The organism is Microbispora amethystogenes, from assembly GCF_016863015.1.
Classification (GTDB): Bacteria; Actinomycetota; Actinomycetes; order Streptosporangiales; family Streptosporangiaceae; genus Microbispora; species Microbispora amethystogenes.
In genome coordinates this window covers 173,159-199,630 of sequence record NZ_BOOB01000013.1, presented here as the reverse complement: position 1 = coordinate 199,630, position 26,472 = coordinate 173,159, and the positions used below count along the sequence as shown (strand labels likewise).

Sequence of the window (26,472 nt, the reverse complement as noted above, 5' to 3'; positions counted from 1 at the left end):
GAACCGGAACGTCACCGATCTTCGGTAGGCGCAGCTTCCCGCCGGGGGTGACGGAGAACCGGGCGTTGCGGGTGAAGCGGATCGCCTGCCGGTTGTCCTTGCGTGACCGGAAGCGGGGCGGGGCGACCTTCGCCCCCTTCCGCTTCCCCGTCAGGGAGGCGAAGAAGTTCCGGTAGGCGGTGTTCAGGTCGGCGAGCGCCTGCTGTAACACCACGGCGGAGACCTCTTTCAGCCAGGAACGTTCCGGGGTGTTCTTCGCCTGCGTGATGACCCGCTTGGACAACTCCCCATCTGAGATGTACGGCTGTCGGTTCTCGCGTGCGTCGTGTCGTGCGCGCAGCCCGTCGTTGAACACCACCCTGGCGCACCCGAACGCGCGGGCCAGGGCATGACGCTGGCCCGGCGTCGGATAGAGGCGGTAGTTGTACCTGAGCTGCACACCATGATTTTACCGAGGGTGCATGACCGATTACAGGGAGGCATCAGAACTGGCAGGCGCTGTGTTTTCGTCCTGCATGCTCACTTGGTTTTCGTGACCAGGTTCCGGCATCGGGTGTTCACCGGGGCACACCTGGAGCGCATGGAGCAGATCACGCGGGACCTCTGCGCGGACTTCGAGTGCGAACCGGCCGAGTTCACCGGCGAGGCCAGCAACGTTCACCTGCTGGTGAACTTCCCGCCCAAGGTCGCCCTGTCCCGCCACTATTACCGGGCGAACGAGCTGTGGTCGGGCTCCTACTTCGCCGGGAGCGTGGACGGCGCACCGATCAGCGTCCTGCGCCAGTACATTGAACAGCAGAACCGCCCCGTGTGAGCCCGCTTGGACGCCGATCCGCCTTGGCGGCGGATCGGCTTTCCTGCCCCGCTACGCGGGCGAGTCCGCTTCACCCCCGGCCTAAAGACCGGAGTACTGCGGACGAATCAGGTAGCGACGCCGTGGACGTCCGGGCTGGTGATACCCGCGACGCCCTCGATCTCGCGCGGCGGGAGACCGGTCCGGTCAGGATGAGCGCCTCGCATCGCCGGTCGATGACCCGATCCGGGAAGTGGACCGCACTGTCTGTGGGTAAGGCCACAAGCGAGATGCCTGTCCCGGACGAGGCGTACCGGGATCGCGAGACAGGGCGCCTCGACCCGGGACCGGACGGTCGGGGCGAGGGGAGCGAGCCGCACACGAGGCGGACCTTATGGCTGGAAAGAAGAGCGCGCGGGCCGAGTCGCATCGGGACCTCCTGCGCCAGATGCTGCGCATCAGGCGGTTCGAGGAACGCTGCGTCGAGCTGTACAGCGGCGAGAAGATCCGTGGATTCATGCACCTCTACATCGGTGAGGAGGCGGTGGCCGTCGGCGTCTCTCATGCGCTGACCGCGGACGACGTGGTCGTCTCCACCTACCGGGAACACGGGCACGCGCTGATCCGTGGAGTGCCCGCCACGACGATCATGGCGGAGATGTACGGCAAGGCCACGGGGTGCAGCCGGGGCCGCGGTGGTTCCATGCACCTCTTCGACGTCGCCCGCCGCTTCTACGGCGGCAACGCGATCGTCGGCGGTGGCCTTCCCCTGGCGGTCGGGCTCGCCCTCGCTGACAAGATGCAGGACCGGAACCGGGTGACCGTGTGTTTCTTCGGCGACGGCGCGGTGGCCGAGGGCGAGTTCCACGAATGCCTGAATCTCGCGGCGCTCTGGCGGCTGCCGGTGCTGTTCGCCTGTGAGAACAACCTGTACGCGATGGGCACCGCGCTGGCCAGGTCGCACGCGCAGACCGATCTGGCCCTTCGCGCGGCGGGATACGGCGTCGCGGCGTGGCCGGTGGACGGGATGGACGTGCTGGCGGTCGCGGACGCGGCGGCCCGAGCCGCCGAGGCGATCCGCGCCGGGGCCGGGCCGCATCTCGTGGAGTCGCGCACCTACCGCTTCCGCGCCCACTCCATGTACGACCCGGACCGTTACCGGAGCAAGCAGGAGATCGAACAGTGGAAGAAGCGCGACCCCATCGATGCCCTCGTCGCCTCGATGAAGGCGGAGCGTGAGATCACGGACGACGACCTCGCCGTGCTGGAGAAGGAGATCTCGGAGGAGATCGACCACGCCGTCGCCTTCGCTGAGCAGGCGCCCGTCGAGCCGGTGGAGGACCTGTCCCGTTTCGTCTACAGCGAGACGTCCGAGACGAGCGGCAGGGCGCGCGTGGGGCCGGTGGAGGCCGCGTCGTGAGCGCGGCGAACACGATCACCTATCGCGAGGCGATGCGGGAGGCGATCCGCGAGGCGCTCCGCCGCGATGATCGCGTGTTCCTGATGGGCGAGGACGTGGGCGCGTACGGGGGCTGCTTCGCGGTGAGTCTGGGACTGCTGGAGGAGTTCGGCCCCGAGCGCGTCCGTGACACCCCGTTGTCGGAGGCGGCCTTCGTCGGTGCGGGTATCGGCGCCGCGCTGGGCGGGATGCGGCCCATCGTCGAGATCATGACGGTGAACTTCAGCCTGCTGGCCCTCGACCAGATCCTCAACAACGCCGCGACGCTCCTGCACATGTCGGGCGGGCAGCTGAACGTCCCGCTGGTGATCCGGATGACCACCGGAGCCGGGCGGCAGCTCGCCGCGCAGCATTCGCACAGCCTCGAAGGCTGGTACGCCCACATTCCCGGCCTGCGGATCCTCGCACCCGCGACCGTCGAGGACGCCCGCGGCATGCTCTGGCCGGCCCTGGAGGACCCCGATCCCGTCCTGATCTTCGAGCACGGCTCGCTGTACGGCGTCTCGGGGCAGCCGGGTCCCGGTCAGGTGGACATCACCTCCGCCGCGCTCCGGCGTTCCGGCAAGGACGTGACACTGATCGCCTACGGCGGCACGACCGGGAAGGCGCTGGCGGCCGCCGACGTGCTCTCCGCGGAAGGTACCGAGGCGGACGTCGTCGACCTGCGTGTCCTGCGCCCGCTCGACGATGCCACGATCATGGAGTCGGTCGGCAGGACGCACCGGGCCGTCATCGTGGACGAGGGCTGGCGGTCGGGCGGCCTGTCGGCCGAGATCGGCATCCGGATCGCGGAGCAGGCCTTCTACCAGCTGGACGCGCCGATCCAGCGGGTCTGTACGGCCGAGGTCCCCATCCCCTACGCCCGCCACCTGGAGGAGGCCGCCCTCCCCCAGGTGCCGTCGATCGTCGCTGCGGCGCGAGAGGCGGTCGCCTCGTGAACGAGCGCGCGGAGTTCGTGATGCCCTCGCTCGGCGCGGACATGGAGTCGGGCACCGTGGCCGAGTGGCTGGTCAAGCCGGGGGACCGGATCCGCAGAGGCGACGTCGTCGCGGTGATAGACACCGACAAGGCCATGATCGAGGTCGAGTCCTTCCACACGGGGACGGTCGAGAGCCTGCTGGTGGGGACCGGCCGGCGGGTGCCGGTCGGCACGGCCCTCGCCGTGATCACCGGCGCCCCGCCTGCGGCCGAACCGGTGTCTCCCGAAGCGGTGTCTCCCGAAGCGGTGCCCGCTTCGCCGGAGAAGAGGGCGGCGCGCCCACGACGGCTCCCGTCGGCGCCGGGCGCGCCGCACGCTCCGGCACCGGTCGCCTCACCTCTGGTACGGCACCTCGCCGAGCAGCGCGGAGTGGACATCGCCCGCCTGCGCGGGACGGGTCCGCAGGGACGGGTGACCCGCGCGGACGTCGAGCACGCGGAGCCCGCACCGGAGGCCAGGGTCTCACCGCTGGCGCGCGGGCTCGCCGCGCGACTCGGCGTCGACCTCGCCGGCGTCCACGGCACGGGGCGGGGCGGGGCGATCCGCGCCCAGGACGTGCGGGAGGCGGCCGAACGGGGTGCCGGGCCACCGCCGCCCGAGGCGGTGGAGGAGGCCGCGCGGCCACCGGCCGAGCCTGCCGGGGCGCGAGCCGTGCCGGGGGCTGACCAGGAACGCCGGCGGGAGGCGATGCGCCAGGCGATCGCACGGGCGATGGCCAGGTCGAAGCGGGAGATTCCGCACTACTACCTGAGCACGACCGTGGACCTCACCCGGGCTCTCGCGTGGTTGCGCGAGCGCAACCACGATCTGCCGGTCTCACGCCGGCTGCTCCCCGCGGCCCTGCTCCTCAAGGCGGCCGCCCGCGCCGCCGCCGAGGTGCCGCGCCTGAACGGCTTCTGGGTCGACGACGCCTTCGTCCCCGGCGAGGCGGTGCATCTGGGGGTGGCGATCTCGCTCAGAGGCGGCGGACTGATCGCCCCGGCCCTGCACGACGCGGCCCGCCTCGAACTCGAGGATCTCATGGCCGCTCTGAAAGACCTGGTCGCCCGTGCGCGCGCCGGGCGGCTGCGCGGCGCCGAGATGACCGAGGCGACCATCACCGTCACCAACCTCGGCGACCAGGGAGTCGAAGCGGTGCACGGCGTCATCTACCCGCCGCAGGTGGCCCTGGTGGGTTTCGGGAAGATCGTCGATCGCCCGTGGGCCGTCGACGGGCTGCTGGGTGTCCGGCCGCTGGTGACCTGCACGCTGGCCGCCGATCACCGGGCGACCGACGGCTACACCGGCGGGCGGTTCCTCGGCATCCTCGGGCGGCTACTCGACCGGCCGGAGACGCTATGACGCCACAGCGCGCTCAGGAAGTCGTCATGACCGCGTTGCGCCAGGTGGCGCCGGACATGGACCCGGCGGCACTACCGCGGGACGCCGACATCCGCGACGCCCTGGAGCTGGACTCGCTCGACTTCCTCACCTACGTGCAGACGCTCAGCGAATCCGGCGGGTGCCGGATCGAGGAGGACGACTACCCGGCCTTCGCCACCATCGCCGGGGGAGCGGACTTCCTCGCCGCCCACGCCCGGGCGTGAGCGGCAGGCCCTTCGTTTCGGGGGCGGGACTGTCACGGTGCGGTTCCTTCGTGGCGCTCAAGGGCCGAGACGTCGCCTTCGGGCAGTCCGAGCTCCCGCGCCTTGAGCAGGCGGCGCATGACCTTGCCGCTGCGTGTGTGCGGCAGGTTCTGGTCGAAGCACAGCTCCTTCGGGGCGACCGCACCGAGGCGGCGCCGGCCAAGAGCGATCAGCTCCAGCCGAAGCCTCTCGGTCGGCTCGAAACCGGTGTTGAGCGCGACGAAGGCCTTCACCAGCTCGCCGGCCACCGGGTCGGGCTTGCCGATCACCCCTGCCTCCGCCACGGCGGGATGCTCCATCAGCACGCTCTCCACCTCGAACGGCCCGACGAGATGCCCCGCCGACTTGATCACATCGTCCGACCTGCCGACGAACCAGAAGTAACCGTCCCGGTCCCTGCGGACGATGTCGCCGCTCAGGTACCAGCCTCCGGCGAACGCCTTGCGGTACCTTCCGGGGTCGCCGAGATAGCCGCGGAACATCGAGGGCCAGCCGGGGCGGAGCGCGAGCTCCCCCTCGACGTCGGGTTCCTCCAGCACCCGCACCCGGCCGTCGGCGACGCGGGCACGCCCGTCCGGGCCTCGTTCCAGCACGGCCGCCTCGATGCCGGGAAGCGGACGGCCCATGGACCCCGGCTTGATGTCCGTCGCGGCGAAATTGCTGATCATGATGGCGCCGGTCTCGGTCTGCCACCAGTTGTCGTGGATCGGCAGGCCGAGTGCGCGCGGCCCCCACACCACCACCTCGGCGTTGAGCGGCTCCCCCACGCTGGCGACGAAGCGCAGCCCGGACAGGTCGTACTCGCCCGGAAGGGTGTCGCCATGGCGCATGAGCATGCGCAGCGCCGTCGGGGCGGTGTACCAGACGGTGACCCGCTGGTCCTGGAGGACGCGGCACCAGCGCCGCGCGTCGAACTCGCCCGCGTCCGTGACGAGAGTGGCGCCCAGGCTGAGCGGCGCGATGACTCCGTACGACGTTCCGGTGACCCAGCCGGGGTCGGCGGTGCACCAGAAGACGTCGGAGGGGCGCAGGTCGAGGGCGTAGGCGGCGGTGACGTGGTGGGCGACCACCGCCTCGTGTACGTGGACGGCGCCTTTGGGAGTCCCCGTCGTCCCGCTGGTGAAGTGGAGCAGCGCCATGTCCTCCGGGTCGGTGGAGGGGATCTCGAACTCCGCCGACGCTTCGGCCATCAGTTCCCGCAGGGACGCGGTGCCCTGCGGCGGGGGAGCGTCACCGGTGACCAGCACGTGCTTCAGACCGGGCAGCGACTCGCGGATCACGGCGACCTTCCGGGCGTAGATCTCCGGGGTGGTCACCAGGACGCGCGCGTCGCCGAGGCGCAGCCGCTCGCGGACCGGCTCGGGGCCGAAGGCGGAGAACAACGGGCACAGCACGCTCAGGTTCTTCAGCGTTCCCAGGACGGTCACATAGAGATCGGGCACCCGGCCGAGCAGCGTGAACACCCGTTCGCCCCTGCCCATCCCCATGCCGCGGAGCACGTTGGCGAAGCGGTTGGTGGCGAGGCGGAGATCCTCGTAGGTCATCTCGGTGACCTTGTCGTCCCTGCCGACACACCGCAGCGCCACGTGATCGCGTCGCGGCGTGTCCGCGTGGCGGTCCACGGCCTCATAGGCGATGTTCAGCCCCCGGCCACCGGGCAGGCCGGTCAGTGCTCGCCGCGCCGTCCGCCAGGAGAAGCCGCGGCGCTCACGTTCGTAGTCCGTCAGGTTGGACCGCGCCGCCTCCTGTCCTGTTTTCCGAATCGGCCCCCAGGTCATCGCCGCCTCCTCGGCCCTCCGGACCGAAAATCCCCTGGGACGCGGCCGGAAAACCCGCGAGGGGAGGAGTCCGTGCGGGGGAATGTCTCCAGGAAGCGGACATGGAGACGCTGTCCTGGCACCGACCGGGGACGGGGGCACCTCGATGAGGCCGTGGGCGCAGGTCAAGGAGACGCACGCCGGGGTGGTGATCCTCCTCGGGGATCACGCTTTCAAGCTGAAGAAGCCGGTCGATCTGGGCTTCCTGGACTTCACGACGCTGGAGGCCCGGCGGGTGATGTGCCACAAGGAGGTCGAGCTCAACCGCCGCCTGGCGCCGGACGTCTACGAAGGAGTGGCCGACGTGTCCGGCCCGGACGGACGGGTCCGGGAGCACCTCGTGGTGATGCGGCGGATGCCGGACGAACGCCGGTTGTCCGCGCTGGTCCAGTCGGGAGCACCGGTGGAGGACGCCTTGTGCCGGGTCGCGCGGATGATCGCGGGCATGCACGCCCGATCTCCGCACAGTCCGCGGATCGACGAACAGGGGAGCGGGCAGGCGCTGCGATCTCGCTGGACCGCGAGCTTCCGTGAGGTGCGGGCGCTGCCCGAGGCGGTCCTCGACGCCGATGTCCTCGGCGAGATCGAAGGGCTCACGCTGCGATATCTCGACGGCCGGGGACCGCTCTTCGCCGCCCGGGTCGCGGAAGGCCGGATCGTGGACGGGCACGGCGATCTGCTCGCCGACGACATCTTCTGCCTGGACGACGGGCCCCGGATCCTCGACTGCCTGGAGTTCGACGACCGGCTCCGCTTCGTCGACGGCCTGGACGACGCCGCCTTCCTCGCCATGGATCTGGAGCGACTGGGCGCGCCTCGCCTGGCGGAGTCGTTCCTGTGCTGGTACGCCGAGTTCTCCGGCGACCCCTCACCGCCCTCGCTGTGGCATCACTACGTCGCCTACCGGGCCTTCGTTCGCGCCAAGGTCGCCTGTCTGCGCCATGGCCAGGGGGACGACGCGGCGGCGTGGGCGGCCCGGCGTCTGGCCGAGCTAACGCTGGGCCACCTTCAGGCGGGTGAGGTCACCCTGGTCCTCGTCGGCGGGCTCCCGGGGACCGGTAAGTCGACCCTGGCCGCCGCCGTCGCCGACCGGCTCGGCTGCACGTTGCTGACCAGCGACCGCCTCCGCAAGGAACTCGCCGGCATATCGCCGTACCAGCCCGCGGCCGCCCCCTTCGGCGAGGGCATCTACCGCGCGGAGTCCACCGAACGGACCTACGCCGAGCTGTTGTCCAGGGCCGAGCGGCTGCTCGGGCTCGGCGAGCCGGTCGTCGTGGACGCCTCCTGGACGGACGCCGCGCACCGCGCCGCCGCGGCGTGCCTGGCCCGGCGTACCTCCACCCATCTCACCGCGCTGTGCTGCGTCGCCCCTCCCGAGGTCACCGCCGAACGCCTCGCACGCCGCGTCGGCGGCATATCGGACGCGGACCAGGCGATCGCCGCGGCGATGACGGCGACGACGACCCCCTGGCCCGACGCGACCGAGATCGACACCGACGCACCCCCGGAACGGACCCTGGAACGGGCGATGACGGCGATCCACGCCCGCTGGGCCGACGTGCCACGCCGGTTCCGGCGGTCCCGGATGGAACCAGGCTGAACCACGACCGCGGCGCCCACGGCCCCGACGGCGGCGGACGACTCCTACCGGTCGCGCGGGCCGGGGTCGATCCAGCCCGCAACGCCCACGCAGGCCTCGTTGCCCTCGGGGTCGGCCAGCACCCAGTGCGACGGCGCGTACGCGTCGGAGACCAGGCGGCCGCCGGCCGCGATCGCCGCCGCGATCCGCGCCTCGGCCTGGTCGTACGGCACCCAGACATCGACGTGGACCCGGTTGCGCTGCGGGCGCGGCGCGTCCATCTGCTGGAAGTAGAACGCCGCGCCGCGACGGTGCGGGTCGATCAGGTCTTCCGGGCTGTTCGCGCGGTCCTCGTAGCTGAGCAGCGCCCGCCAGAACGCCACCACCTCGGCGCCGGCGAGGGCGTCGACGGTGACCTGCACACTCTGCACGGCCGAGGGATCGGCGGGGATGCCGAGCGTCCGGGCCACCTCCGAGATCCGCCGGGCCAGTTCGGCGTCCCGGTCGCTCAGCCCGTAGAAGTCCGCGATGGTGATCAGCCGTACCGTGACACCCTCGTGGCGCAGGTCGACGTCCGGGTGCCCGCTCCCCACGCCGGGCAGCTCGCTGATCGCCCGCACGAGCGCGGCCCCGGCCGCGAACGACCCGGTGCGGAAGTAGGCGCACGCCCCCTCACCCAGCACCCGCCAGTCCTCCAGGCCGCCGATCTTGTGAAACTGCTGCGGCCTGATCCGCTCGATCTTCTGCGTGACGTCGGTCATCCCGGCAGCGTAACGTCCGGACCCGACAATCCACCCGCCCCCGAAGCGGCCCACCACGACCGCCGGAGGACGACATGACCGGCCAGTCCAGCACCCACGGCATCGAGATGTCCGCCGGTGGGGTCGTGAAGACGTACGCGTCCTGGGACCGCGGCGAGCACAAGCGGGAATGGCGTGCCCTGAACCTGCTGGCGCGGTACGCGCCCGGCCTGGCTCCGCTTCCCCTGGAGGCGGATCTACGCGCCGAGCCGCCGGTCATCGTGATGTCCAGGTTGGACGGGGTTCCGCTCCGAGGGCGGGCCGTCACGCCCGGACAGATCGAGGCCATGGCTGAGGCGATCACCACCCTGCACACGTCGGTGCCCGAGTTCGTGGTGGCCGGCCTGGCTCCGTCGCCGTGGAACCCGGGTGTGGCGGTGGCGAAGGTCCGGCGGCTCCGTGCGGAGTGGCCGTATCCGGGCGAGGACCCGCTGGTGCAGGGGGCCTTCGCGGTGGGCGCGGAGTGGCTCGACAGCTACCCGCTCGACGAGTTGGCCGAGGCGACGGTCACGCCGGTGTTCGGCCTGTCGGACGGCAACCTGGCCAACTACCTGTGGGACGGCGAGCGCGTGCGGCTGGTCGACTGGGAGGACTCCGGCCGCAGCGACCGTGCCTTCGAACTCGCCGAGGTCGTCGAGCACATCTCCCGGTTCGACGGGGAGTTCGACGGCTCCGCGTTGCTGGAACACTTCGATCTGACCACGGCGGAGGCGGACCGCGTCCGGGAAATCCGGCGTCTGCTCGCCCTCGTCTGGCTGCGCATGCTCGGGCCGGGCGGTCTGTTCGCCGAGCGCAACGCCGGCGACGCGTTGGAGCGGCAAGGAAAGCGAGTCCTCAGCCTGTTCACCTGAGCGACCTCACGGTCTTCGGCCTGCCGATAGGGCGGTTTCCACACCTGGCGTCACCACGGCGCGGAACGCCGCGTCCATCTCGGTGGGCGTGGCGGTGATCTCGCCGTCCGCCCACTTCCGCAGCAGCGCCATGAACGCCCCCACGACGCAGGTCACCAGCAGGTCGAGCGAGGGCGGCGGCGTGCTGCGCGGAGGGAGGGCCGCCAGCAGTTCGTCGCGTACGACCGTGGCCAGGATCTGTTCGCCGCGCGCGAGCACGGCGCTGCCTCCGCGCCGCCCGAGCAACGCGCGCGCCAGCCGGCGCTGCTCGTGCAGGTGCTCGAACATCGGCAGGCTGAACGCGAAAAGCGTGTCCGGCGCGGCCGCGGGAGCGAGACGAAGCAGGCCGGAGAGCTCGTCGAGGTTGCTGAACAGCACGTCCTGCTTGTCGGTGAAGTGCGCGTAGAAGGTCGAGCGGCCGACGTCCGCGCGGTTGATCAGATCCGTGACGGTCACCGCCTCGTAGCCCTTCTCCAGGACCAGCTCTATCAGCGCCTGCTGAACGGCCTTGCGGGTGCGCCGTACCCGGCGGTCGGTGCTCTCCCGCCGCGGGTTTCCGACGCAGCGTTTTCACCCGGCTGGCCGCGTTGTCCGGGACAGGGCCGGGCGATCGGATTCTGGACGTCGGCTGCGGCACCGGCTACCTGAGCCGGGTGCTGGCCCCTCTCGTGGGCCCCGAGGGGCGGGTGATCGGGCTTGACCCGTCACTTCCGATGATCGAGCACGCGCGCCGGCGCTCCCCCGGCAACTGCTCCTACGAGGTGGGCGAGGGACAGGCGTTGCCCTTCCCGGAGGCCTCGTTCGACATCGTGGTCTCCAGCTTCGCGGTGCACCACATGCCGGGCTCGGCCCGAGGCGCCGCCGTGAGGGAGATGTTCCGCGTCCTGCGGCCGGGCGGACGGCTGCTGATCGCCGAGTTCCGCCCGCCGGTCAACCCCCTCGCCGCCCGCTTGGCCGCAATCGTGGCGGGTCCGGCGGTGCGGCCCACCATGCCGGAACTGCTCGCCACCCTGGTGCCCGGCGCCGGTCTCCGCGTCGAGAGCACGGGCACCGTCGGGCCGGTGCTCTACTACGTGAACGCCGTCCGCCCTCCCGCCGCCGGTTCCTGAATCTCGGAGGCCGGCCGCTCCTCTGTGCGCGAACAGGCGTGTCGCCGGAGATCCGGTCGTGTCAGACTCCAGGCATGGCAGCTTCGGGCCGACCAGTGGTCGTCGACATCCGGACGCGCCGGGACGGCGAGAAGCGCGGCCCGGAGACTCCCGACGGCCCCGACCGGCTGCTGCGCACCGTGTACGGCGAGATCCTCCGCGACGAGCGGCTGGACCAGGACCGCACGCTCGAGGACGTGGCGCGTGCGGTCGGGATGTCCAAGCAGTATCTGTCGGAGGTCGAGCGCGGCCGCAAGGAGCCGTCGTCGGAGATGCTGCACTCGGTGTGCGACGCGCTCGGGCTGCCGATCGAGCACCTGCTCACCCGTGCCGTACGGCGGATCACGGCGTCGCGCCGGATCGCCGGGCGCGGCGCGTCCGGCACGACGCTGCTGCTGGCGGCGTGAGCGTCAGCGCTCCGCGCGGGTGTCGATCAGCTCGTCGGCCAGGCCGTACTCGATGGCCTCGCGGGCGCTGAAGATCCGGTCCCGGTCGGTGTCCCTGCGCAGCCGCTCGATGTCCACCCCGGTGTGGCGGCTGAGGATCTCCTCGGTCTGCGTGCGCATACGCATCACCTCGGCCGCCTGGAGTGCCAGGTCGGAGATGGTGCCCTGCCCCTGGGTGGACGGCTGGTGCAGCAGCACGCGGGAATGGTTCAGCACGAACCGCCGTCCGGGGGCTCCGGCGGCGAACAGCACCGCGGCCGCGGAGGCCGCCTGGCCCATGCAGTACGTCGCGACCTTCGCGCGGATGAACTGCATGGTGTCGTAGATCGCGAGCATCGCGGTCGACGACCCGCCGGGCGAGTTGATGTACAGGTTGATCTCCTGGTCCGGGCTGTCCGCCTCCAGGTGGAGCAACTGCGCCATCACGACGTTCGCGACGCCGTCGTCGATCTCGGTGCCGAGGAAGATGATCCGCTCGTTGAGCAGCCGGCTGAAGATGTCGAACGACCGCTCCCCGACCGGCGTCTTCTCGATCACGTACGGAATCGTGTACTGGCTCATGACGCGAACCCCATCCGGTTGGGCGCGGCGTACGGCGCGAGGATGCGGAAGGAGCCGACGATCTCGTCGATCATCCCGTAGTCGCGGGCCTGCTCAGGGGTGAACCAGCGGTCCCGGTCGCTGTCGGCGGAGATCTCCTCGACACTGCGGCCCGTCTCGGCGGCGAGGATCTCCTCGGACTGCCGCTTCATGTACCTGAGGTTCTCGGACTGGATCGCGATGTCGATCGCCGTGCCGCCGATGCCGGCCGACGGCTGGTGCATCATGATCCGGCTGTGCGCGAGGCTGATCCGCTTGCCGTGCGTGCCGGAGGCCAGCAGCACCTGCCCCATGCTCGCCGCCATCCCGAGCGCGACGGTGACCACGTCGTTCGGGACCAGCTTCATCGTGTCGTAGATCGCGAGGCCGGCCAGCACCGACCCGCCGGGTGAGTTGATGTAGAGGATGATGTCGCGTTCGGGGTCCGCCGAGGCCAGCAGCACCATCTCGGCGCACACCCGCTCGGCCATCTCGTCGTCGACCTCTCCGGTCAACAGCAGTGTCCGTTGCTGGAACAGCTTCTCGTTCAGCCGATCCCGGTAACTCGTGCTCGGTGAAACAGGCATGCCGCCTTTGTATCCGCCCCACCCCCGCCGACCGCCGGAATGTCTGCCGAGGGCAGACGACCGCCCCGCGACCGGCTGTCGCAGGCGGCCACCAGCTCTCGATGGACTGGGGACCAGGGTCCCTCCTGACGGGGGAGGAAGTCCCTGGGGCCGGGCCCGGCGACGGCCGACGCTGGGACCATGACCCGAAGCGTCGCCGAGGCGTGTGACGTCCTGCTGCGTGACGGCGGCATGGCGCACATCCGCCCGTTGCGGCCGTCGGACCGCGCGGCCCTGCACGAACTGATCGCCCGATCGTCCCCGCGCTCGGCGTACCTGAGGTTCTTCGCCGGGGGCACCGCCTCGGCCCACGCGTACATGGACCTGATCACCGGTCCGGAATACCTCGGGCACGCCTTGGTCGCGTCGGCCGGCGGTCTCGTGGTCGGCGTGGCCGAGTGCATCCCCGGCCCCGGCGGGGCAGAGGCCGAGGTGGGGATCCTGCTGGACGACCGGGTGCACGGCCAGGGGCTCGGCACGCTGCTGCTGGAGCACGTCGCGCTGGACGCGGCGGACGCGGGCGTCGAGGACCTGGTCGCCACCGTCCTGCCGGAGAACCGGGCGATGCTGCGCGTCCTGCACGATCTCGGCCTGCCGGTCGAACAGCGGTACGAGCGGGGGCAGGTCGAGATCCGCATCGCCGCCCGGCCCACCGAGAGGCTCGTGGCCGAGATCGAGGCCCGGGCGCACGAGGCGGAGCGCGGGTCGCTGGCGCACGTCTTCACCCCGGGTTCGGTGGCCGTGATCGGAGACGTTCTCGACCCCGACGGCCTGGGCAACCGCGTGCTGCGCGATCTGGTCGCCGGAGGCTTTCCCGGCCCGATCCACCCCGTGGCCCCCCGCGCGGCCCAGACACCCCCGGCGGCCGAGGTGTTCCCGGATACCCACATCTCGTGCAAGGCCCGAATGCCCCCAGAGGCCCACCTGTCCCCCGCGACGGAGACGCCCCGGACAGGCTCCGCGTCCCCAGATGTGGAGGAGTCCCGGGCGGACGAGATGCCCCCGGTGGCCGAGGTGTGTGGCCTGCCCGTCCATGCCGGCGTCGCCGCCGTGCCCGGGCCGGTCGACCTGGCCGTGGTCGCCGTCCCGGCCCCCGCGGTGCTCGGTGTCGCCGGCGAATGCGCCCGCCGCCGGGTGCGGGCCCTGGTCGTGCTCACCGGCGGATTCGCCGAGGCGGGGGACCGAGAGGCCGAATGGGAACTGCTGCGCGTCTGCCGCGAGGCGGGCATGCGGCTGGTCGGGCCCGGCTCCCTGGGCGTCGTGAACACGGCCGCCCGCCTCCACGCCGGTCTCCTGCCCGTACGTCCCGCCGCCGGACCGCTGGGCCTGATGGCGCAGTCGGGTACGGCCGCGGTCGCCCTGCTCGAAGGGGCCGGGCGGCTCGGCCTCGGCGTCTCCTCCTTCGCCTCGGTCGGGGACAAAGCGGATGTCAGCGGCAACGACCTGCTCGAATACTGGGAGGACGATCCCGCGACCCGGGTCATCGCCCTGCACCTCGAATCGTTCGGCAACCCGCGCAGGTTCGGCCGCATCGCCCGCAGGATCGGCGCCCGCAAACCGATCATCGTGATGAAGCGCGACCGCCACGCCCCGGAAAGCCCGTCCATCCGAGCGAACACCGCCATCACCGCGTCAGGTGTGGCGATCACCGCCGCCACCGCTCCCATTGCAGCGAGCACCGCCACCGCGTCTGGTGTGGCGGATACCGCTGCTACCGCATCTGCTGGGGCGAGCACCGAGTCTGCCGCGTCTGGTGCGGTGAGTGCCGCCGCCTCCGGTGGGGCGAGCTCGGCCGGCACCGGCCTCAGTGCGGCGAGCATGGAGGCCGCTGTGGACGCGCTGTTGCGCGCGTGCGGTGCGATCAGGGAGGACAGCGTGCGGGGCATGCTCGACACCGCCCGGTTGCTCGCCTTCCAGTCGCTGCCGGACGGCCCTCGGGTGGCGATCGTGAGCGACTCCGGCCATGCGGCGGTCCATGCGGCGGCGGTGACCTCCGGCGCCTGCGAGCGGCCCGGCCTGGTTGTGGGGGACCTGTGCCCCGCCACCGTCGCGGCGCTCCGCGCCCGGCTCCGCCCGGGCTCGGCCCTCGGCGGCCTCCTCGATCTCACCGACCATTCCACCGCCGCTCTCAGCGGCGATCTCAGTGGCGGTTGCTCCGCCGAGGCCGACGCGGGGGGCGTGGGCGACTTCGCCGCCGCGATCAAGGCCGTTCTGGGCAACATGGACGACCTCGCTTCCGCGATCACGGCCGTCCTGGCGGACCCGGGCGTCGACGCCGTCCTCGTCATTTCCGCCCCGCCGTCCGGCCCGGACCCGGGAGCGGCCAGGCAGCCGACCTGGGAGGCGATCGCCGCCGCGACCAGGAGCGCGACGAAACCTGTGCTCGCCTGCCTGGCCGGATGGGACGGGCTGATCGACGGCCGGATCCCGGTGTACGCCACCCCTGAGCGGGCCGCGCACGCTCTCGCCCAGGCGGCTGGATACGCCGCCTGGCGGGCACGGCCGGTGCTCGCGCCGGAGGAGCTCCCGGGAGTCGATCCGCCGCTCGCCCGCCGCCTCGTGGCCGCGGATCTGGCCGCTTATCCCGAGGGGCGCCTGCTGGACGACCGTACGGCGGCCCGGCTGCTGGCGGCCTACGGCATCCGCGTCACCGGGCCGGTCGCTGAGACGGTGGCCGGGCCGGGTCCCGGCGTCGAGGGCGTCCAGGGCACCGAGCCGGGCGCCGAGCCGGGTCCCGGCGTCGAGGGCGTCGAGATGGTGGTCAGGGGCGTCGCGTACGAGACGTTCGGCCCGCTGGTCATGGTGCGGCCCGGCTCGACGGCGCCCGGGCGGCCCGGGCTGCCCGGTGTAAATACCGATGACCAGGCGGGCGCCCACGCGGGTGACCACGCCTTCCGGGTGCCGCCGATCGACCGGGCCGAGGCCGGGCGGATGATCGGCGAGTCGTGCCGCGCGGCGCTCCCGTACGGTCACCGGGGCCTGCCGGAAGCCGGCGTCCGCGCGCTGGAGGACCTGATCGTCCGTGTCGGCCGTCTCATGGACGACCAGCCCGGCGTCGCCGGGATCGACCTTGATCCCGTCGTCGTGACGCCGTACGGAGCGGTGGTCGTGCACGCGCGCGTACGGCTCGCACCCGCACCGCCGCTCCCCTCGCCCTTCCGGCGCCGCCTACGCTGACCCGCATGTGCCTGGGGACCGACCCGCACTGCCGCGCAGTCACCCGCGCACCCGCACTGCCGCGCAGCCACTCGCCCACCCGCGCGGCCGCGCAGCGACCCGCACCTGCCCGGGCCCACACTCGGTAGCGGCCGACCCGCACCCGCCGCTAACCCACACTCGCCGTGGAGCTGATCCGTGCGTGCCGCGCGCTTGTCACGGCGTCGGCGTCGGACGCGTCTCGCCCGTCACCGGGCGGCCGGGCGGGCCTCTTCCTCTCTGCGGTGCTCGCGGCGGGGCTCCACGTGGGCGTCCGGGCCGGGGAAGATGAGGGTCTCGTGCTCTTCGTCCAGCCACCTGACCACGTACGGCGGGGACCCGTCGCTGTGGTGGAGGGCCGTGATGATGCCCGTACGGCGAGGCCCGTCCAGGTGAAGGCTCTCGATGATCAGCCGGTCGCCGACTGCCGCTTTCATGTACGCGCCCCCTTCTCACCCCGTCGCTGCTCTTCCAGCGTGGCCGGGGCCGCGCCTCCCGCTTAGGGCAGGAGGTCCCGTAACCGAGGGACCTCCTGCCCTGTCGCCGCGGATGGATCAGCCTCCGGGGTCCTGCTCAGGGGTCCTGCTCGGCCTCGCGGGCGGCGGCGGCGCGGCGGATCCGGGCGCCGTCGGCACGTTCCGCCTCGTCCAGGGACAGCTCGACCTCGGTCAGCGCCGCTTCCAGGCGGGGGAGGACGTGGTCGCGGAGCGCGCGGATGCGGCAGCCGGTCGCCTCCTCCTCGGCGGCCACGACGCGGGCGGCCTCCGCGGCGACCGCGTGGTCCACGGCGGCCCGCAACGCGGCGCGGCAGGCCTCACGGGCGGGGACGAGCGCGGCGGTGAGCGGGAGCGGAGCCGACGGCCCGGGCTCGTCCGGCGGGCGGAAGAGCGCCCGGCGGGGATAGCGCGTGCCCATCGCGTCGGTCCAGTCCACCCGCACATCGGCGAGTCGCCCGTCGCCGCCCAGCCGGATCGCCCGCCGTCCGCCGAGCAACGCGGCACGCGACACCCACGCGTCGGCGGCCCGGCAGGCCTCCTCCCACTCCCGGCCGGTGCGGGCGGCCTCGCGGGCGAGGCGGTCCCGCTCCTGCCGCAGGATCCGCAGCTTGCGGTCGAGTACGGCGAGTCCGTGGCGCAGCACGGCCAGCCGGTGCCGGAGCCACAGCCGCCCGGCTCTCCCAGGGGGGACGCGGATTCTCATCGCCTCCCCCGGTAGCCCGCGTCGAGCGCTTCGGGCGACAACATGGTCAGGTCCCGGCGGGGGAGCACGGAGACGACCTCCCAGGCACGGTCGAAGGTGTCCGCGAGCGAGCGGGGCTCGTCGCCGCGCTGCGCGAGCAGCCGCCGCGTGAACGCCTCCGCCAGCGCGAGGTGACGGCGGTCTCCCTCGCCGAGCGCGCTTTCCCCGACGAGTTCGGCCAGTTCCCTCGCCTGCCGGGCGCGGGAGAGGGCGGCGACGATCTGCGCGGCGAGGTCGGCGTGTTCCGGCTGCGTACGGCCCGGACCCACGCCCGACCGCATCATCCGCGACAGGGAGGAGAGCGGGTCGATGTGCGGATAGGGGGCGACGTCCCTGGTCAGCAGGATCTGGCCCTCGGTGATGTAGCCGGTGAGGTCGGGCACCGGGTGCGTGATGTCCCCCGCCGGCATGGTGAGCACCGGCAGCACGGTGAGGGAGCCGGGACGTCCCCGCACCCGTCCGCACCGTTCGTACAGGGAGGCGAGGTCGCTGTAGAGATAGCCGGGGTAGGCCCGCCGGGCGGGGATCTCCCCGCGTGCGGCCGACACCTCCCGCACCGCCTCGCAGTAGCCGGTCATGTCGGCGAGCACCACCAGCACGTGGTGTCCCATGGCGAAGGCGAGGTGCTCGGCGATGGTCAGGGCGAGCCGCGGGGTGAGGATCCGTTCGATGACCGGGTCGTCGGCGAGGTTCAGCAGCAGGGTCAGCTCGCCGGCGGCGGAGCGCTCGTCCAGGGTGTCCCGTACGGTCGCCGCGTCGGCGTGGGTCAGCCCGATCGCGGCGAAGACGACGGTGAACGTCTCGCCTCCGGCGTTCGCCTGCGCGGCGATCTGGGCGGCCAGCTCCAGGTGGGGCAGCCCGCCGGCGGAGAACACGGCGATCTTCTGTCCCCGGACCAGGGTGGTCAGCAGGTCGATGGCGGAGACACCGGTGAGCACCGGCTCCGACGGGGGCTCGCGCAGGGTGGGGTTGAGGGGGAGGCCGTTCACGGCCGCGTCCGCAGCGCCGAAGACCGGCGGGCCGCCGTCCAGCGGCCGGCCGCGGCCGTCGCAGACCCGGCCCAGCCAGCCCGGGCCGACGGGGATCCGCAGGGGATGCCCGGCGAAGGCGACGCGGGTGCCCTCGGCCCGGATTCCGGCGGTGCCCTCGAAGACCTGGACGACGGCGAGGTCGTGGTCGGCCTCCAGGACGAGACCCTGCCGGCGCTCCCCCGTCTCCAGCTCGATCGACGCCTGCTCGTCCCAGCCGACGCCCCTGGTGGCGCGGACCACGACCAGCGGCCCGCGCAGCTCCACCACGTCCGTGTACTCCACCGGGGCCCAGACCGTCATCGCGATGCCTCCAGCGCGGCGAGCACCTCGTCGCGCCGGGCTGCGATCTCCTCCTCGGGCGCCTCCTTGGCCCGCAGGATCGGGGTGAAGTCCAGCTGTTCCAGCCGCGCGACCGGCACCTGACCCTCGACGAGGCTCCGGCAGCGGTCGACGACCGCGAGCAGCGCGTCGGCGAGCAGTGCGGTGCGCTCCGGCCGGCAGAAGGCGTCGCGTGGGCTGAGCGCGCTCTGCCGCAGGAAGCCCTCCGCGATCAGCCGTCCGGCGAGCAGGGCGACCCGTTCCTGCGGGGGAAGCGTGCCGGCTCCGACCAGCTCGGCCAGTGCGGACACGCGCTCGGCCTCCGCGAGCAGGCCGCTCACCCGCCCCCGCCGCTCCGCGCCGCCCGGGACCGCCGCGGCCATCGCGTCCGCGTCGCGGGCGAAGGACCCCGGCCAGGACACCGCCGGGTAGTGCCGCGCGTAGGCGAGGTCGCGGTCCAGCGCCCACAGGGTGCGCACGAACCGCTGGGTCTGCGCGGTGACCGGCTCCGTCATGTCGCCGCCGGGCGGGGAGACCGCGCCGATGATCGTGACCGACCCGGTGGCGCCGCCGAGCGTGGTCACCCGGCCCGCTCTTTCGTAGAAGGCCGCGAGGGCGGAGGCCAGATCGGCCGGATAGCCCTCCTCCGCCGGGAGCGCGCCGCGGCGTGAGCCCAGCTCCCTCAGAGCCTCCGCCCACCGGGAGGTCGAGTCGGCGATGACCACCACGTCGTAGCCCATGTCGCGGAAGTGCTCGGCCACCGTGACGCCGGTGTAGACGCTGGCCTCGCGGGCCATCATCGGCATGTTCGACGTGTTGGCGATCACGACGGTCCGGTCCGCGAGCCGCCCGCCGGTGCGCGGGTCGGCCAGCCGGCCCAGCTCGGCGACGACATCCGCCATCTCGTTGCCGCGCTCCCCGCAGCCGACGTACACCACCACGTCGGCGTCGCACCACTTGGCGATCTGCTGCAGCAGCACGGTCTTGCCGGTGCCGAACCCCCCGGGCACGGCCACCGTGCCGCCGAGGGACACCGGCAGCAGCAGGTCGACGACCCGCTGCCCGGTCGTCAGGGGGACCGGCTCGGGGAGCCGGGCGGCGTACGGCAGGGCCCGCCGCACCGGCTGCTCCCGTTCGAGGGCCACCTCGGCGCCTCCGACGACCGCGACCGGCGCCCCGGAGGGGCAGGGGCCCGCCGGCCTGATCCGCGACACCTCGCCGCCGGGTGAGAGCACCAGGTAGGGCGGTGACGACCCGCTCTCGACGCTGCCCAGGGGCGTTCCCCGCGCCGCCGCGCGCCCCTCCCCGGCCAGCGGCGTGAAGCACCACGAGCGGGCCTCCGTACGGGCGGGCGGTGCGGCGGGGTCGAGCCACATGCCCGCGCCGCCGAGCGGGCGGAGCAGCCCGTCGAACACCCCGCCGAGCAGATGGGGGCCCAGGCGGGCCGACAGCGGAGCGCCCCGGCGCTCGGCGGGCTGGCCCGGGGCGAGCCCGCCCGTGTACTCGTACGCCTGGACGGTGGCCCGGTCGCCGCGCAGGGCGATGATCTCGCCGGGCAGCCGGTGGGGCCCGAGGACCACCGACTCGAACATCGCCGCACCGGCCAGGCCCTCGATCTCGACCAGCGGGCCGTCCACCCTCGTCACGGTGCCCACAGGCGCTCCACCTCCGCGCCGAGGGCGTCGACGGCGCGTTCCGCGAGTGCCGTGAGGGAGCAGTCGACCCGGCGGCCCGGTCCCTCGGCCACGACCCCGCCGTCCGGGTGCTCGCGCACCACCAGATCCGCGCCGCCCGCCTCGCGGGCCAGTTCGCCCAGGCGCTCGACGAGCCGGGGATAACAGGGATCGTCGCGGAGCGCCCGCACCGCCGCGGCGACCCGCCCGCGCAGGTCGGCCAGGACCTCCCGCCGGGCGGCCAGTTCCCGGCCGCGCGCCTCCCGGCGGGCGCGCGCCCGCGCCGCCGCCGCGTGCGCCGCCGCCTCCGCCTCCCCCTGCCGGGTGGCGTCGGCGATGACGGCCGAGGCCTCACGGCGGGCGTCGGCGACCGTACGGGCGGCCTCGCGCTCGGCCGCGCCGGCGACGGCGTCCGCGTCCAGCCGTGCCTGCCGCAGCAGCGCCTCGGTCACGGGCCCGAGCGCGTCCCGCATCGTGATCACCCGTCTACCGTTCCCAGCGCCACCAGGGGCATCATCGTGTTTCCGCTTCGCTCATCGGGGCGCTCACACCTGGCTGGTCGTGCCGGAGGCGCGCGAGGAATCCACCCTCGTCGCTCGTCCCTCGCTCCTCAGTCCAGACCGCCGGCGCGCCCCTTCGGCTCGCTCTGGGCACGGGCGTCATTCCGGCATCACCACCGTCAGCGGCCCGTCGGGCGCCTCCCCCGGCGCGGTGGCGTCGAGGGCCTCGGCGGCCCGGGGAGTGAGGACCACGACCGCCACCCCGGGCCCGAGGCTCCGCCAGGCCGTACGGACCTCCGCGGCGTCCTCGGCCACGAGGACCCGCGCGCCCGCCAGGCCGAAACCGGCGACGCGGACGGCCTCCCCGATCACGGCCACGGTTCCCACGCTCGTCACGCCCTCTGGATCAGGATGACGCCCACGACGAGACCGTAGATCGCGATTCCCTCGGCGAGGCCGACGATGACGATGGCCCGGCCGAAGAGTTCGGGCCGCTCGCTCATCGCGGCGAGGGCGGCGGCCCCGGTGTAGGCGACGGCGATGCCCGCGCCGATCGCCGAGACCCCGACCGCGATCGCCGCGCCGAGCAGCGCCGTCCCGTTCACGGCCGCGGCGGCGGCCACCGCCCCCTGGGCGCCGCCCGCGTCGGCCCTCGGGGCGCCCGCCGCGGTGAGCGCCGCGAGGAGGACGGCGAGGGCGGCGAGCACGACGACGGCGTTCACGGCCTGCAGGCCTCTCCTGATCCAGACGGACATGACCTCGCCTCCCCGGATGTCGGTGGAAGACGCCACGGACGGAACGGACGCCCCTCGGCCTGGAAGAGCCGGGAGAACAGCTCGTAGTATTCGAGCCGCAGCGCCTGGACGCCGACCACCAGCGCCTCGATCGTGAACGCGAGCGCGTTGCCGACGACGAAGACCACCACCGCGGCAACCGGACGGCCCGCCCACAGGGCGGTCGTGCCCACCCAGACGATGGAGCCGATGGCCGCGTGGGTGAGGCCGAACGCCGCGAGCCGGGCGAACGACACGAGGTTCGCGCCCAGCCGTACGACCACGTCGAACAGCCGCATGACGGCCTGGGCGACCCCGCTCGGGCCACCGCCGGCGTCGGCCAGGAAGCCGGTGAACGCCAGGACCAGTCCTGTGGCGGCGAGCAGGCCGCCGGCCAGCGCGAGGAGATCGAGGCCGGTGTACCACCCGGCGACGGCCAGGCCGGTCCCGGTGAACAGCGCCGCGCCCGCGATCCCGGCCGAGGAGTAGAGCGCGACCGGCCAGCCGCCCTCGCGCCATCGGTTGACGACGCCGAGCGCGTAGGCGGCGCCGAGCAGCAGCGCGCCCACACCGAGCGCGGCGAGCAGAAGCTGGACGGGCCGGGCGAGCGGCGCCAGCCACAGCACCGGCACCAGGCCGGTGGGCCCGAAGAACTCCCCGTAGGCCAGGCCGAACAGGATGCTCGTCACCCCCGCGCCGAGGGCGAACGGCCACCCCCGGCCGAACCGGGCCAGCGCGCTCGGGCGGCCCGCGCGGCCCTGGCGGCCCGTCCGGTGCGCGCGGTACAGCACCGCCGCCGCGACGAGCAGCATCACCCCGTGACCGGCGTCGCCGAACATCATGCCGAACATCACCACGTACGCCCCCGCCGCGAGCGGAGTGGGATCGATGTCGCGGTACGGCACGGTCCCGTACGTGGAGACGACCGGGCTCAGCGACCCGCGCAGCCCGCCCGCCCGGAGCAGCGACGGCGCCTCGACGCCCCTCGGCCGGGAGATCGTGACGACCGCGCCGCCGAGGGCCGCGAGACGGCCCGCCAGTTCGGGCACCGTCGGGGCGGGCATCCAGCCGGCCAGCGCCGCGACCTCGTCCCGGACGACGGCCGCCCGCGCCACCGTCTCCAGGGAGGCGTCGGCGGGCGTGGACAGCTCGACCAGCCCGGCGTCCCCGACCCGCCGCAGCACGTTGGTCAGCACGCGCGAGGGCGCCACGATCGCGACCCGTTCCATCCGGACCGGCCGCAGGGCGTCCCGCCAGGCCGGGTGCGGGCCGGACGGATGCGGGTCGGCGGGGTACGGGTCGGCCGGGTTCGAGGCGGCGGGGTTCGAGGCGGCGGGGTTCGAGGCGGCGGGGTTCGAGGCGGCGGGGTTCGAGGCTGCGCGGCGCGGGTCGGCCGGGTTCGAGGCGGCGCGGTTCGAAGTGGCGGGGCGCGGGCGGCCGGCGCCGGAGGAGGACTGAGAGGAGGACTCAGAGGAGGACATCGTCGCCGCCTCCCCGCGCGGCCAGTTCCAGCGCGGCCCGCACCCGGCGGGCGTCCGCGGCGAGCACGGCCACGGCCCCCAGGACGGGCCCGGCCGAGAAGGCGGAGCCCGCGAGCAGGGCGCGGCCGTCGTCCTCCACCCGTCTCCACCAGCGCCGTTCGGCGGTCCACAGCCCGCTCGGGTCGTCGATCTCCAGCAGCGCCCAGCGCGCGGAGGAGGGCAGGCGCGCGGTCATGTCGGCGACGGACGCCGCCGCGAGCGCGTCCGGCCCGAGCAGGGCCCAGGAGCGCTCACCCGTCCCGGCCGGAAGCTCACGGCGCTCCGCGTGCCGTTCCCGGGCGACCAGCAGGGCCGTCGCGCCGGCGACCCAGCCCCGGGCGGCGGGCGGAAGGGTCGCGGCGAGCCGTTCCGCCCAGGACAGGCGCATGCCGAGCTGGATCTCCCGGCGGGCCGCGCCACCGGGATCACCCCAAGGGGAGGCGGTCAGGGTCGCCCGGATCTCGGTCAGCGACCGGCACCCCCGCAGCCGCGGCCAGGTCGTGGCGAGCGACCCGAGGACGAACTCGGGCTCGGCGGGGCGGCCGCTCAGGCGGCACATCAGCTCGTCCACGTTCGCGATCTCGAACCACCGGGCGATCAGGCGCATCATCTCGCCGCCCTCCCTCGGGAGCCAGCCGGCCAGGACGCGCAGGTGCCACAGGAGCGTGGCGAGCACCGCCCACTGGGCGTCGGCCAGTCTCTGGCCGGGCCGTACGTCGTGCCCGTAGGAGGAGCGCGCGAGCACGGCCACCGCCTCGGCGCAGGAGTCGCAGGCGGCGAGACGGCGGGCCCGGCGCGGGCCGAGCCCTCTGCTCAGGAGCGCCCTCGCCCGGGTGGACCCGGAGACCCAGGCGGCGGTCACGGCGGATCACCCGCGAGAGCCCTGACCTCCGCGAGGGCCAGGGCGACCAGGTCCGGCATCCGCTCCGCGGCGCGTTCGCGGACGCGCTCGGCCGCCGCCTCCGCGTCCCGGAGGAGTGCCGCGGCCTCCTCCTCCGCCCTCAGCCTGGCCGACGACGCGGCCCGCGCCCGCGCGGCCGTCGCCTCCACCCGCGCCGCGGACAGGACGTCGGCGGCCCGGGCCCGCGCGTGGTCCCGCGTCTCCTCGGCACGCAGCCGGGCGGCGCGCCGCTCACGGGCGCACCGCTCCCGCGTCTCCTCCAGGAAGGAGAAGACCGCCTCCAGTTCGGTCGCCGGGTCGGCCGCGTAGTCCGCCGGCACCCCGGCGGGCGCCGCGGCGCCGGGTATGCCCGCCGGACGGAACCTCTGGAGGAAGTCACGCAACCGAGCCATCCGTTCACCTCCACCCGCATGGAGTGATGCCCCGGCAGCGGTCGCATCGTGCAGGTCGGCGGCCCCGAAACTGGTGCCTCTCCCGCCAATCTTTGCCCCGGTCGCGCCCCGTCCGCCTCGCCGTCCGTTCGCCTCGCCGGTAGCCTCAGCCGCCGATGCGGTAGGGCCGCATCATCTCGTTGTCCTCGTGCTCCAGCATGTGGCAGTGCCATACGAAGAGCCCGGGCCGGTCGAAGTGGGCCTTGACCCGGGTCACCTCCCGGGGCAGGGCGATGACCGTGTCCTTGCGTCCCCGCTCCCAGGGCCGGGCCGGCCGCGCCGAGCCGTGGAACGGCGTGCGGTCCAGCACCTCGAACAGGATCTCGTGGATGTGGATGGGATGCGCGTCCGGAGTGAGGTTGTGGAACTCCCACACCTCGACATCGCCGACGCCCGGATTCTCCGTGACCGGGTCGTGCCACCTTCTCGCGGCCCAGCCACGCCCGGCGGCGTCGCCCAGCAGGGTCGCGACGGGACCAGCCCCCCGGACGGCCGAGCCCTGCTCCAGCAGGGCGAGCCGTCTCGTCCGTACGGCCGGACCGAGCCGGGCGGCCCGGGGGAGCTCCAGCTCGTCGGGTGGCACGCTGGAGTCGCGGCCGGAGGCCGGCCGCACCAGGAACTTCAGCACCTGCCCGGTGGTGGCGGGATCGGCGGGCGCGGCCGCGGCGTCCCCCTGGTACGGCCCGTCGGGCCCCTCGTTCACCAGGTAGAGCGGGGTGCCCGGGGGAACGCCGGTGAAGTCGACCACCACGTCGGCGCGTTCGGCCGGGGCCAGCAGCAGCCGGTCGAGCGCGACCGGCGCGGGCAGGAACGCGCCGTCGGAGCCGATCTGCCAGAACGGCAGCGCCGATCGTACGGGCCGGGCCACCGGTGAGGCGGCGATGCCGAGGTCGAGGACCCTGGCGTTGCAGCCGTTGAGGAAGCGGAACCGGTAACGGCGCCGCTCCACCTCCAGCAGCGGCCAGGTCCGGCCGTTCACCGTCATGGTGGCGCCGAAGAACTCCGGCACCCAGATGGGCGGGACGTCGGTGCGCGGGATGTACGGGCCGCCGTACCCGCGGGCCGCGCGGCTGTTCGGATAGAAGAGCGAGCCGTCCGCCGTGAACGTCCTGTCCTGGATCAGGATCGGGATCTCGTGGCAGCGGGCGCCCGCGGGATCGTCCGCCCCCGCCTTGGGCGCCGGCCCGGGAAGGACGCCGGGCGCCAGGTCGTCCGGGCCGCCCCGGAGCAGGTAGAACCCGGCCAGGCCGGCGTAGACGTTGAGCCGGGTCATCCCGAGCACGTGGTCGTGATACCAGAGGGTGCCCGGGTGCTGGTCGTTGCCGTACCGGTAGACGGCCGACCCGGCCCGCCAGCCGGCGCCCGTCCGGGCCGCGTAGGCGGCGGCGAAGCCGGCGTACCGGGACCCCTCCCGCGCGTAGCCGTCCGGGATCTCGGCGGCGGCGAGGAACCACGCCTCGGGGTGTCCGTCGCTGTCGTCCGGGCTGTGCCCGCCGTGCAGGTGGGTCACCACCGGGACCGGCCCTTGGTACGGCCCGGGGGTCGACGCGAACTCGGGCCTGCGGTCGCGGCCCGTCCGGCCGCCGGGCGGGTTGGCCCAGTGCAGCGTCGGATCGACGGGCAGCAGATGCGGGAGATGATCCCCCCACCGGTCCGTCAGCTCGTTCACCCAGGTCACCTGGACGGGATGGTCCACCCGGGCCTCGATTGTTCGTCCCGGAACGGCGAACGTGCCCGGGTGCGGGGCCGAGCCGTAGCCGAAGACGGCCGTGGCCGGTGCGCCGGGGGGCAGCATCTGCTGCCGGAACCGGCGCACCCCGATCACGTAGCGGTCGAGCGAGCCGTCACCCGTGGGCGCGGCCGGCATCGCGGTGGGCATCACGGCGGGAACGAGTAATGCGGCCACATATTTGGGCACCGACGCGGCGTCGAGCAGCGGGAGCCCGGCGGGCGCCGGCCGACGGGTGGATCCCGCCGGGCCGTACGCCCCCACGAGCGTGACCGCCGCGCATCCCTGGAGGAAGTCACGCCGGGTCAGTCGCTGTGCGTCCCCTTGTGTGGCCCCTTGTGCGTCCCGTCGTGTGTTCCGTCGTGTGCTCATGGCGAACCCCCGCCGCCCCGACACTCCTTTCCATCATGCCCGGATCGGC

27 protein-coding genes are annotated in these 26,472 nt (G+C 73.4%); 10 read left to right on the top strand and 17 right to left on the bottom strand.

Going from position 1 to position 26,472, the window contains the following annotated elements:
* The coding region (locus tag Mam01_RS09625; protein ID WP_204285029.1) for an RNA-guided endonuclease InsQ/TnpB family protein at nt 1-439 on the bottom strand (439 nt) is incomplete at its 3' end.
* A 3-nt stretch (nt 440-442) separates the two neighbouring features.
* On the opposite strand from Mam01_RS09625, the gene tnpA reads away from it, so the two are divergent.
* The 5 genes from tnpA to Mam01_RS09600 all read left to right on the top strand — a co-directional run bounded on the left by tnpA (nt 443) and on the right by Mam01_RS09600 (nt 4,817).
* On the top strand, nt 443-814 hold the full coding sequence (tnpA, locus tag Mam01_RS09620) for an IS200/IS605 family transposase (protein WP_204285028.1): 372 nt from the start codon (nt 443-445) through the stop codon (nt 812-814).
* Between the two features lie 373 nt (nt 815-1,187).
* On the top strand, nt 1,188-2,213 hold the full coding sequence (pdhA, locus tag Mam01_RS09615) for a pyruvate dehydrogenase (acetyl-transferring) E1 component subunit alpha (protein WP_204285027.1): 1,026 nt from the start codon (nt 1,188-1,190) through the stop codon (nt 2,211-2,213).
* Complete coding sequence (locus Mam01_RS09610) at nt 2,210-3,190, top strand: alpha-ketoacid dehydrogenase subunit beta (RefSeq protein ID WP_204285026.1); 981 nt, start codon at nt 2,210-2,212, stop codon at nt 3,188-3,190. The genes pdhA and Mam01_RS09610 overlap by 4 nt, the downstream gene beginning before the upstream one ends.
* Nucleotides 3,187-4,572 (top strand): dihydrolipoamide acetyltransferase family protein, encoded by a 1,386-nt coding sequence (locus tag Mam01_RS09605; RefSeq protein ID WP_204285025.1) that lies wholly within the window; start codon nt 3,187-3,189, stop codon nt 4,570-4,572. The genes Mam01_RS09610 and Mam01_RS09605 overlap by 4 nt, the downstream gene beginning before the upstream one ends.
* Nucleotides 4,573-4,598: 26 nt before the next feature.
* Complete coding sequence (locus tag Mam01_RS09600; RefSeq protein ID WP_204285024.1) at nt 4,599-4,817, top strand: acyl carrier protein; 219 nt, start codon at nt 4,599-4,601, stop codon at nt 4,815-4,817.
* A 32-nt stretch (nt 4,818-4,849) separates the two neighbouring features.
* Here the strand turns inward: Mam01_RS09600 and acsA are convergent, their stop codons facing one another.
* A complete protein-coding gene (gene acsA, locus Mam01_RS09595) occupies nt 4,850-6,634 on the bottom strand; it encodes an acetate--CoA ligase (RefSeq protein ID WP_204285023.1) in 1,785 nt (594 codons plus the stop codon).
* 145 nt (nt 6,635-6,779) lie between these two features.
* On the opposite strand from acsA, the gene Mam01_RS09590 reads away from it, so the two are divergent.
* Nucleotides 6,780-8,273, top strand: coding sequence for a bifunctional aminoglycoside phosphotransferase/ATP-binding protein (locus Mam01_RS09590; protein ID WP_239101168.1), 1,494 nt, complete (start codon nt 6,780-6,782; stop codon nt 8,271-8,273).
* Nucleotides 8,274-8,317: 44 nt separating this feature from the next.
* Here the strand turns inward: Mam01_RS09590 and Mam01_RS09585 are convergent, their stop codons facing one another.
* Complete coding sequence (locus tag Mam01_RS09585; RefSeq protein WP_204285021.1) at nt 8,318-9,013, bottom strand: 4a-hydroxytetrahydrobiopterin dehydratase; 696 nt, start codon at nt 9,011-9,013, stop codon at nt 8,318-8,320.
* 74 nt (nt 9,014-9,087) lie between these two features.
* On the opposite strand from Mam01_RS09585, the gene Mam01_RS09580 reads away from it, so the two are divergent.
* Nucleotides 9,088-9,903: a phosphotransferase family protein gene (locus Mam01_RS09580; protein WP_204285020.1), complete on the top strand. Its 816-nt coding sequence runs from the start codon at nt 9,088-9,090 to the stop codon at nt 9,901-9,903.
* 6 nt (nt 9,904-9,909) lie between these two features.
* Here the strand turns inward: Mam01_RS09580 and Mam01_RS09575 are convergent, their stop codons facing one another.
* Entirely contained in the window at nt 9,910-10,419 is a 510-nt protein-coding gene (locus tag Mam01_RS09575) for a TetR/AcrR family transcriptional regulator (protein ID WP_275408934.1), read from the bottom strand.
* 101 nt (nt 10,420-10,520) lie between these two features.
* Here Mam01_RS09575 and Mam01_RS37275 point away from each other — a divergent pair, with 101 nt between their 5' ends.
* Together Mam01_RS37275 and Mam01_RS09565 are read left to right on the top strand one after the other, a co-directional pair.
* Nucleotides 10,521-11,051 carry a class I SAM-dependent methyltransferase gene (locus Mam01_RS37275; RefSeq protein WP_345530714.1) on the top strand — a complete coding sequence of 177 codons (531 nt, stop codon included), beginning with the start codon at nt 10,521-10,523 and terminating at the stop codon, nt 11,049-11,051.
* A gap of 74 nt (nt 11,052-11,125) precedes the next feature.
* Nucleotides 11,126-11,497 (top strand): helix-turn-helix domain-containing protein, encoded by a 372-nt coding sequence (locus Mam01_RS09565; protein WP_204285017.1) that lies wholly within the window; start codon nt 11,126-11,128, stop codon nt 11,495-11,497.
* 3 nt (nt 11,498-11,500) lie between these two features.
* Here the strand turns inward: Mam01_RS09565 and Mam01_RS09560 are convergent, their stop codons facing one another.
* Nucleotides 11,501-12,097 (bottom strand): ClpP family protease, encoded by a 597-nt coding sequence (locus Mam01_RS09560; protein ID WP_204285016.1) that lies wholly within the window; start codon nt 12,095-12,097, stop codon nt 11,501-11,503.
* Nucleotides 12,094-12,702, bottom strand: coding sequence for a ClpP family protease (locus tag Mam01_RS09555; protein WP_150933630.1), 609 nt, complete (start codon nt 12,700-12,702; stop codon nt 12,094-12,096). The genes Mam01_RS09560 and Mam01_RS09555 overlap by 4 nt, the downstream gene beginning before the upstream one ends.
* Nucleotides 12,703-12,882: 180 nt before the next feature.
* Here Mam01_RS09555 and Mam01_RS09550 point away from each other — a divergent pair, with 180 nt between their 5' ends.
* Nucleotides 12,883-15,918, top strand: coding sequence for a GNAT family N-acetyltransferase (locus Mam01_RS09550; protein WP_204285015.1), 3,036 nt, complete (start codon nt 12,883-12,885; stop codon nt 15,916-15,918).
* A gap of 227 nt (nt 15,919-16,145) precedes the next feature.
* Here Mam01_RS09550 and Mam01_RS09545 read toward each other — a convergent pair whose 3' ends face one another.
* The 11 genes from Mam01_RS09545 to Mam01_RS09495 form a co-directional block, all read right to left on the bottom strand.
* Entirely contained in the window at nt 16,146-16,373 is a 228-nt protein-coding gene (locus Mam01_RS09545; protein ID WP_204285014.1) for a DUF1918 domain-containing protein, read from the bottom strand.
* A gap of 136 nt (nt 16,374-16,509) precedes the next feature.
* Nucleotides 16,510-17,136, bottom strand: coding sequence for a V-type ATP synthase subunit D (locus Mam01_RS09540; protein WP_204285013.1), 627 nt, complete (start codon nt 17,134-17,136; stop codon nt 16,510-16,512).
* Nucleotides 17,133-18,506 carry a V-type ATP synthase subunit B gene (locus tag Mam01_RS09535; RefSeq protein WP_204285012.1) on the bottom strand — a complete coding sequence of 458 codons (1,374 nt, stop codon included), beginning with the start codon at nt 18,504-18,506 and terminating at the stop codon, nt 17,133-17,135. Before Mam01_RS09535 ends, Mam01_RS09540 begins: the two co-directional genes overlap by 4 nt.
* Nucleotides 18,503-20,179: a V-type ATP synthase subunit A gene (locus tag Mam01_RS09530; protein ID WP_204285011.1), complete on the bottom strand. Its 1,677-nt coding sequence runs from the start codon at nt 20,177-20,179 to the stop codon at nt 18,503-18,505. The genes Mam01_RS09535 and Mam01_RS09530 overlap by 4 nt, the downstream gene beginning before the upstream one ends.
* Nucleotides 20,167-20,670, bottom strand: a complete 504-nt coding sequence (locus Mam01_RS09525) for a V-type ATP synthase subunit E family protein (RefSeq protein ID WP_239101171.1) — start codon at nt 20,668-20,670, stop codon at nt 20,167-20,169. Before Mam01_RS09525 ends, Mam01_RS09530 begins: the two co-directional genes overlap by 13 nt.
* A gap of 186 nt (nt 20,671-20,856) precedes the next feature.
* The gene (locus Mam01_RS09520; protein ID WP_204285009.1) at nt 20,857-21,093 is read right to left on the bottom strand and encodes a V-type ATP synthase subunit F; all 237 of its coding nucleotides are present in this window, start codon (nt 21,091-21,093) and stop codon (nt 20,857-20,859) included.
* Nucleotides 21,090-21,452: an ATP synthase subunit C gene (locus tag Mam01_RS09515; protein WP_204285008.1), complete on the bottom strand. Its 363-nt coding sequence runs from the start codon at nt 21,450-21,452 to the stop codon at nt 21,090-21,092. Before Mam01_RS09515 ends, Mam01_RS09520 begins: the two co-directional genes overlap by 4 nt.
* Nucleotides 21,416-22,951, bottom strand: a complete 1,536-nt coding sequence (locus Mam01_RS09510) for a V-type ATPase 116kDa subunit family protein (RefSeq protein ID WP_204285007.1) — start codon at nt 22,949-22,951, stop codon at nt 21,416-21,418. The genes Mam01_RS09515 and Mam01_RS09510 overlap by 37 nt, the downstream gene beginning before the upstream one ends.
* Nucleotides 22,938-23,852 (bottom strand): hypothetical protein, encoded by a 915-nt coding sequence (locus tag Mam01_RS09505; protein ID WP_204285006.1) that lies wholly within the window; start codon nt 23,850-23,852, stop codon nt 22,938-22,940. Before Mam01_RS09505 ends, Mam01_RS09510 begins: the two co-directional genes overlap by 14 nt.
* A complete protein-coding gene (locus Mam01_RS09500) occupies nt 23,849-24,283 on the bottom strand; it encodes a hypothetical protein (RefSeq protein ID WP_204285005.1) in 435 nt (144 codons plus the stop codon). Before Mam01_RS09500 ends, Mam01_RS09505 begins: the two co-directional genes overlap by 4 nt.
* A gap of 145 nt (nt 24,284-24,428) precedes the next feature.
* A complete protein-coding gene (locus Mam01_RS09495) occupies nt 24,429-26,423 on the bottom strand; it encodes a multicopper oxidase family protein (RefSeq protein ID WP_204285004.1) in 1,995 nt (664 codons plus the stop codon).
* Between the last annotated feature and the right edge of the window lie 49 nt (nt 26,424-26,472).

Coding starts and splice junctions, on each gene's coding strand:
- Mam01_RS09560 (WP_204285016.1), bottom strand. CDS start 12,097: ATGAGCCAGTACACGATTCCGTACGTGATCGAGAAGACGCCGGTCGGG.
- Mam01_RS09550 (WP_204285015.1), top strand. CDS start 12,883: ATGACCCGAAGCGTCGCCGAGGCGTGTGACGTCCTGCTGCGTGACGGC.
- Mam01_RS09500 (WP_204285005.1), bottom strand. CDS start 24,283: ATGGCTCGGTTGCGTGACTTCCTCCAGAGGTTCCGTCCGGCGGGCATA.
- acsA (WP_204285023.1), bottom strand. CDS start 6,634: ATGACCTGGGGGCCGATTCGGAAAACAGGACAGGAGGCGGCGCGGTCC.
- pdhA (WP_204285027.1), top strand. CDS start 1,188: ATGGCTGGAAAGAAGAGCGCGCGGGCCGAGTCGCATCGGGACCTCCTG.
- Mam01_RS09580 (WP_204285020.1), top strand. CDS start 9,088: ATGACCGGCCAGTCCAGCACCCACGGCATCGAGATGTCCGCCGGTGGG.
- tnpA (WP_204285028.1), top strand. CDS start 443: ATGATTTTACCGAGGGTGCATGACCGATTACAGGGAGGCATCAGAACT.
- Mam01_RS09600 (WP_204285024.1), top strand. CDS start 4,599: ATGACCGCGTTGCGCCAGGTGGCGCCGGACATGGACCCGGCGGCACTA.
- Mam01_RS09540 (WP_204285013.1), bottom strand. CDS start 17,136: ATGAGAATCCGCGTCCCCCCTGGGAGAGCCGGGCGGCTGTGGCTCCGG.
- Mam01_RS09555 (WP_150933630.1), bottom strand. CDS start 12,702: ATGCCTGTTTCACCGAGCACGAGTTACCGGGATCGGCTGAACGAGAAG.
- Mam01_RS09525 (WP_239101171.1), bottom strand. CDS start 20,670: ATGCGGGACGCGCTCGGGCCCGTGACCGAGGCGCTGCTGCGGCAGGCA.
- Mam01_RS09535 (WP_204285012.1), bottom strand. CDS start 18,506: ATGACGGTCTGGGCCCCGGTGGAGTACACGGACGTGGTGGAGCTGCGC.
- Mam01_RS09515 (WP_204285008.1), bottom strand. CDS start 21,452: ATGTCCGTCTGGATCAGGAGAGGCCTGCAGGCCGTGAACGCCGTCGTC.
- Mam01_RS09565 (WP_204285017.1), top strand. CDS start 11,126: ATGGCAGCTTCGGGCCGACCAGTGGTCGTCGACATCCGGACGCGCCGG.
- Mam01_RS09585 (WP_204285021.1), bottom strand. CDS start 9,013: ATGACCGACGTCACGCAGAAGATCGAGCGGATCAGGCCGCAGCAGTTT.
- Mam01_RS09590 (WP_239101168.1), top strand. CDS start 6,780: ATGAGGCCGTGGGCGCAGGTCAAGGAGACGCACGCCGGGGTGGTGATC.
- Mam01_RS09510 (WP_204285007.1), bottom strand. CDS start 22,951: ATGTCCTCCTCTGAGTCCTCCTCTCAGTCCTCCTCCGGCGCCGGCCGC.
- Mam01_RS09495 (WP_204285004.1), bottom strand. CDS start 26,423: ATGAGCACACGACGGAACACACGACGGGACGCACAAGGGGCCACACAA.
- Mam01_RS09545 (WP_204285014.1), bottom strand. CDS start 16,373: ATGAAAGCGGCAGTCGGCGACCGGCTGATCATCGAGAGCCTTCACCTG.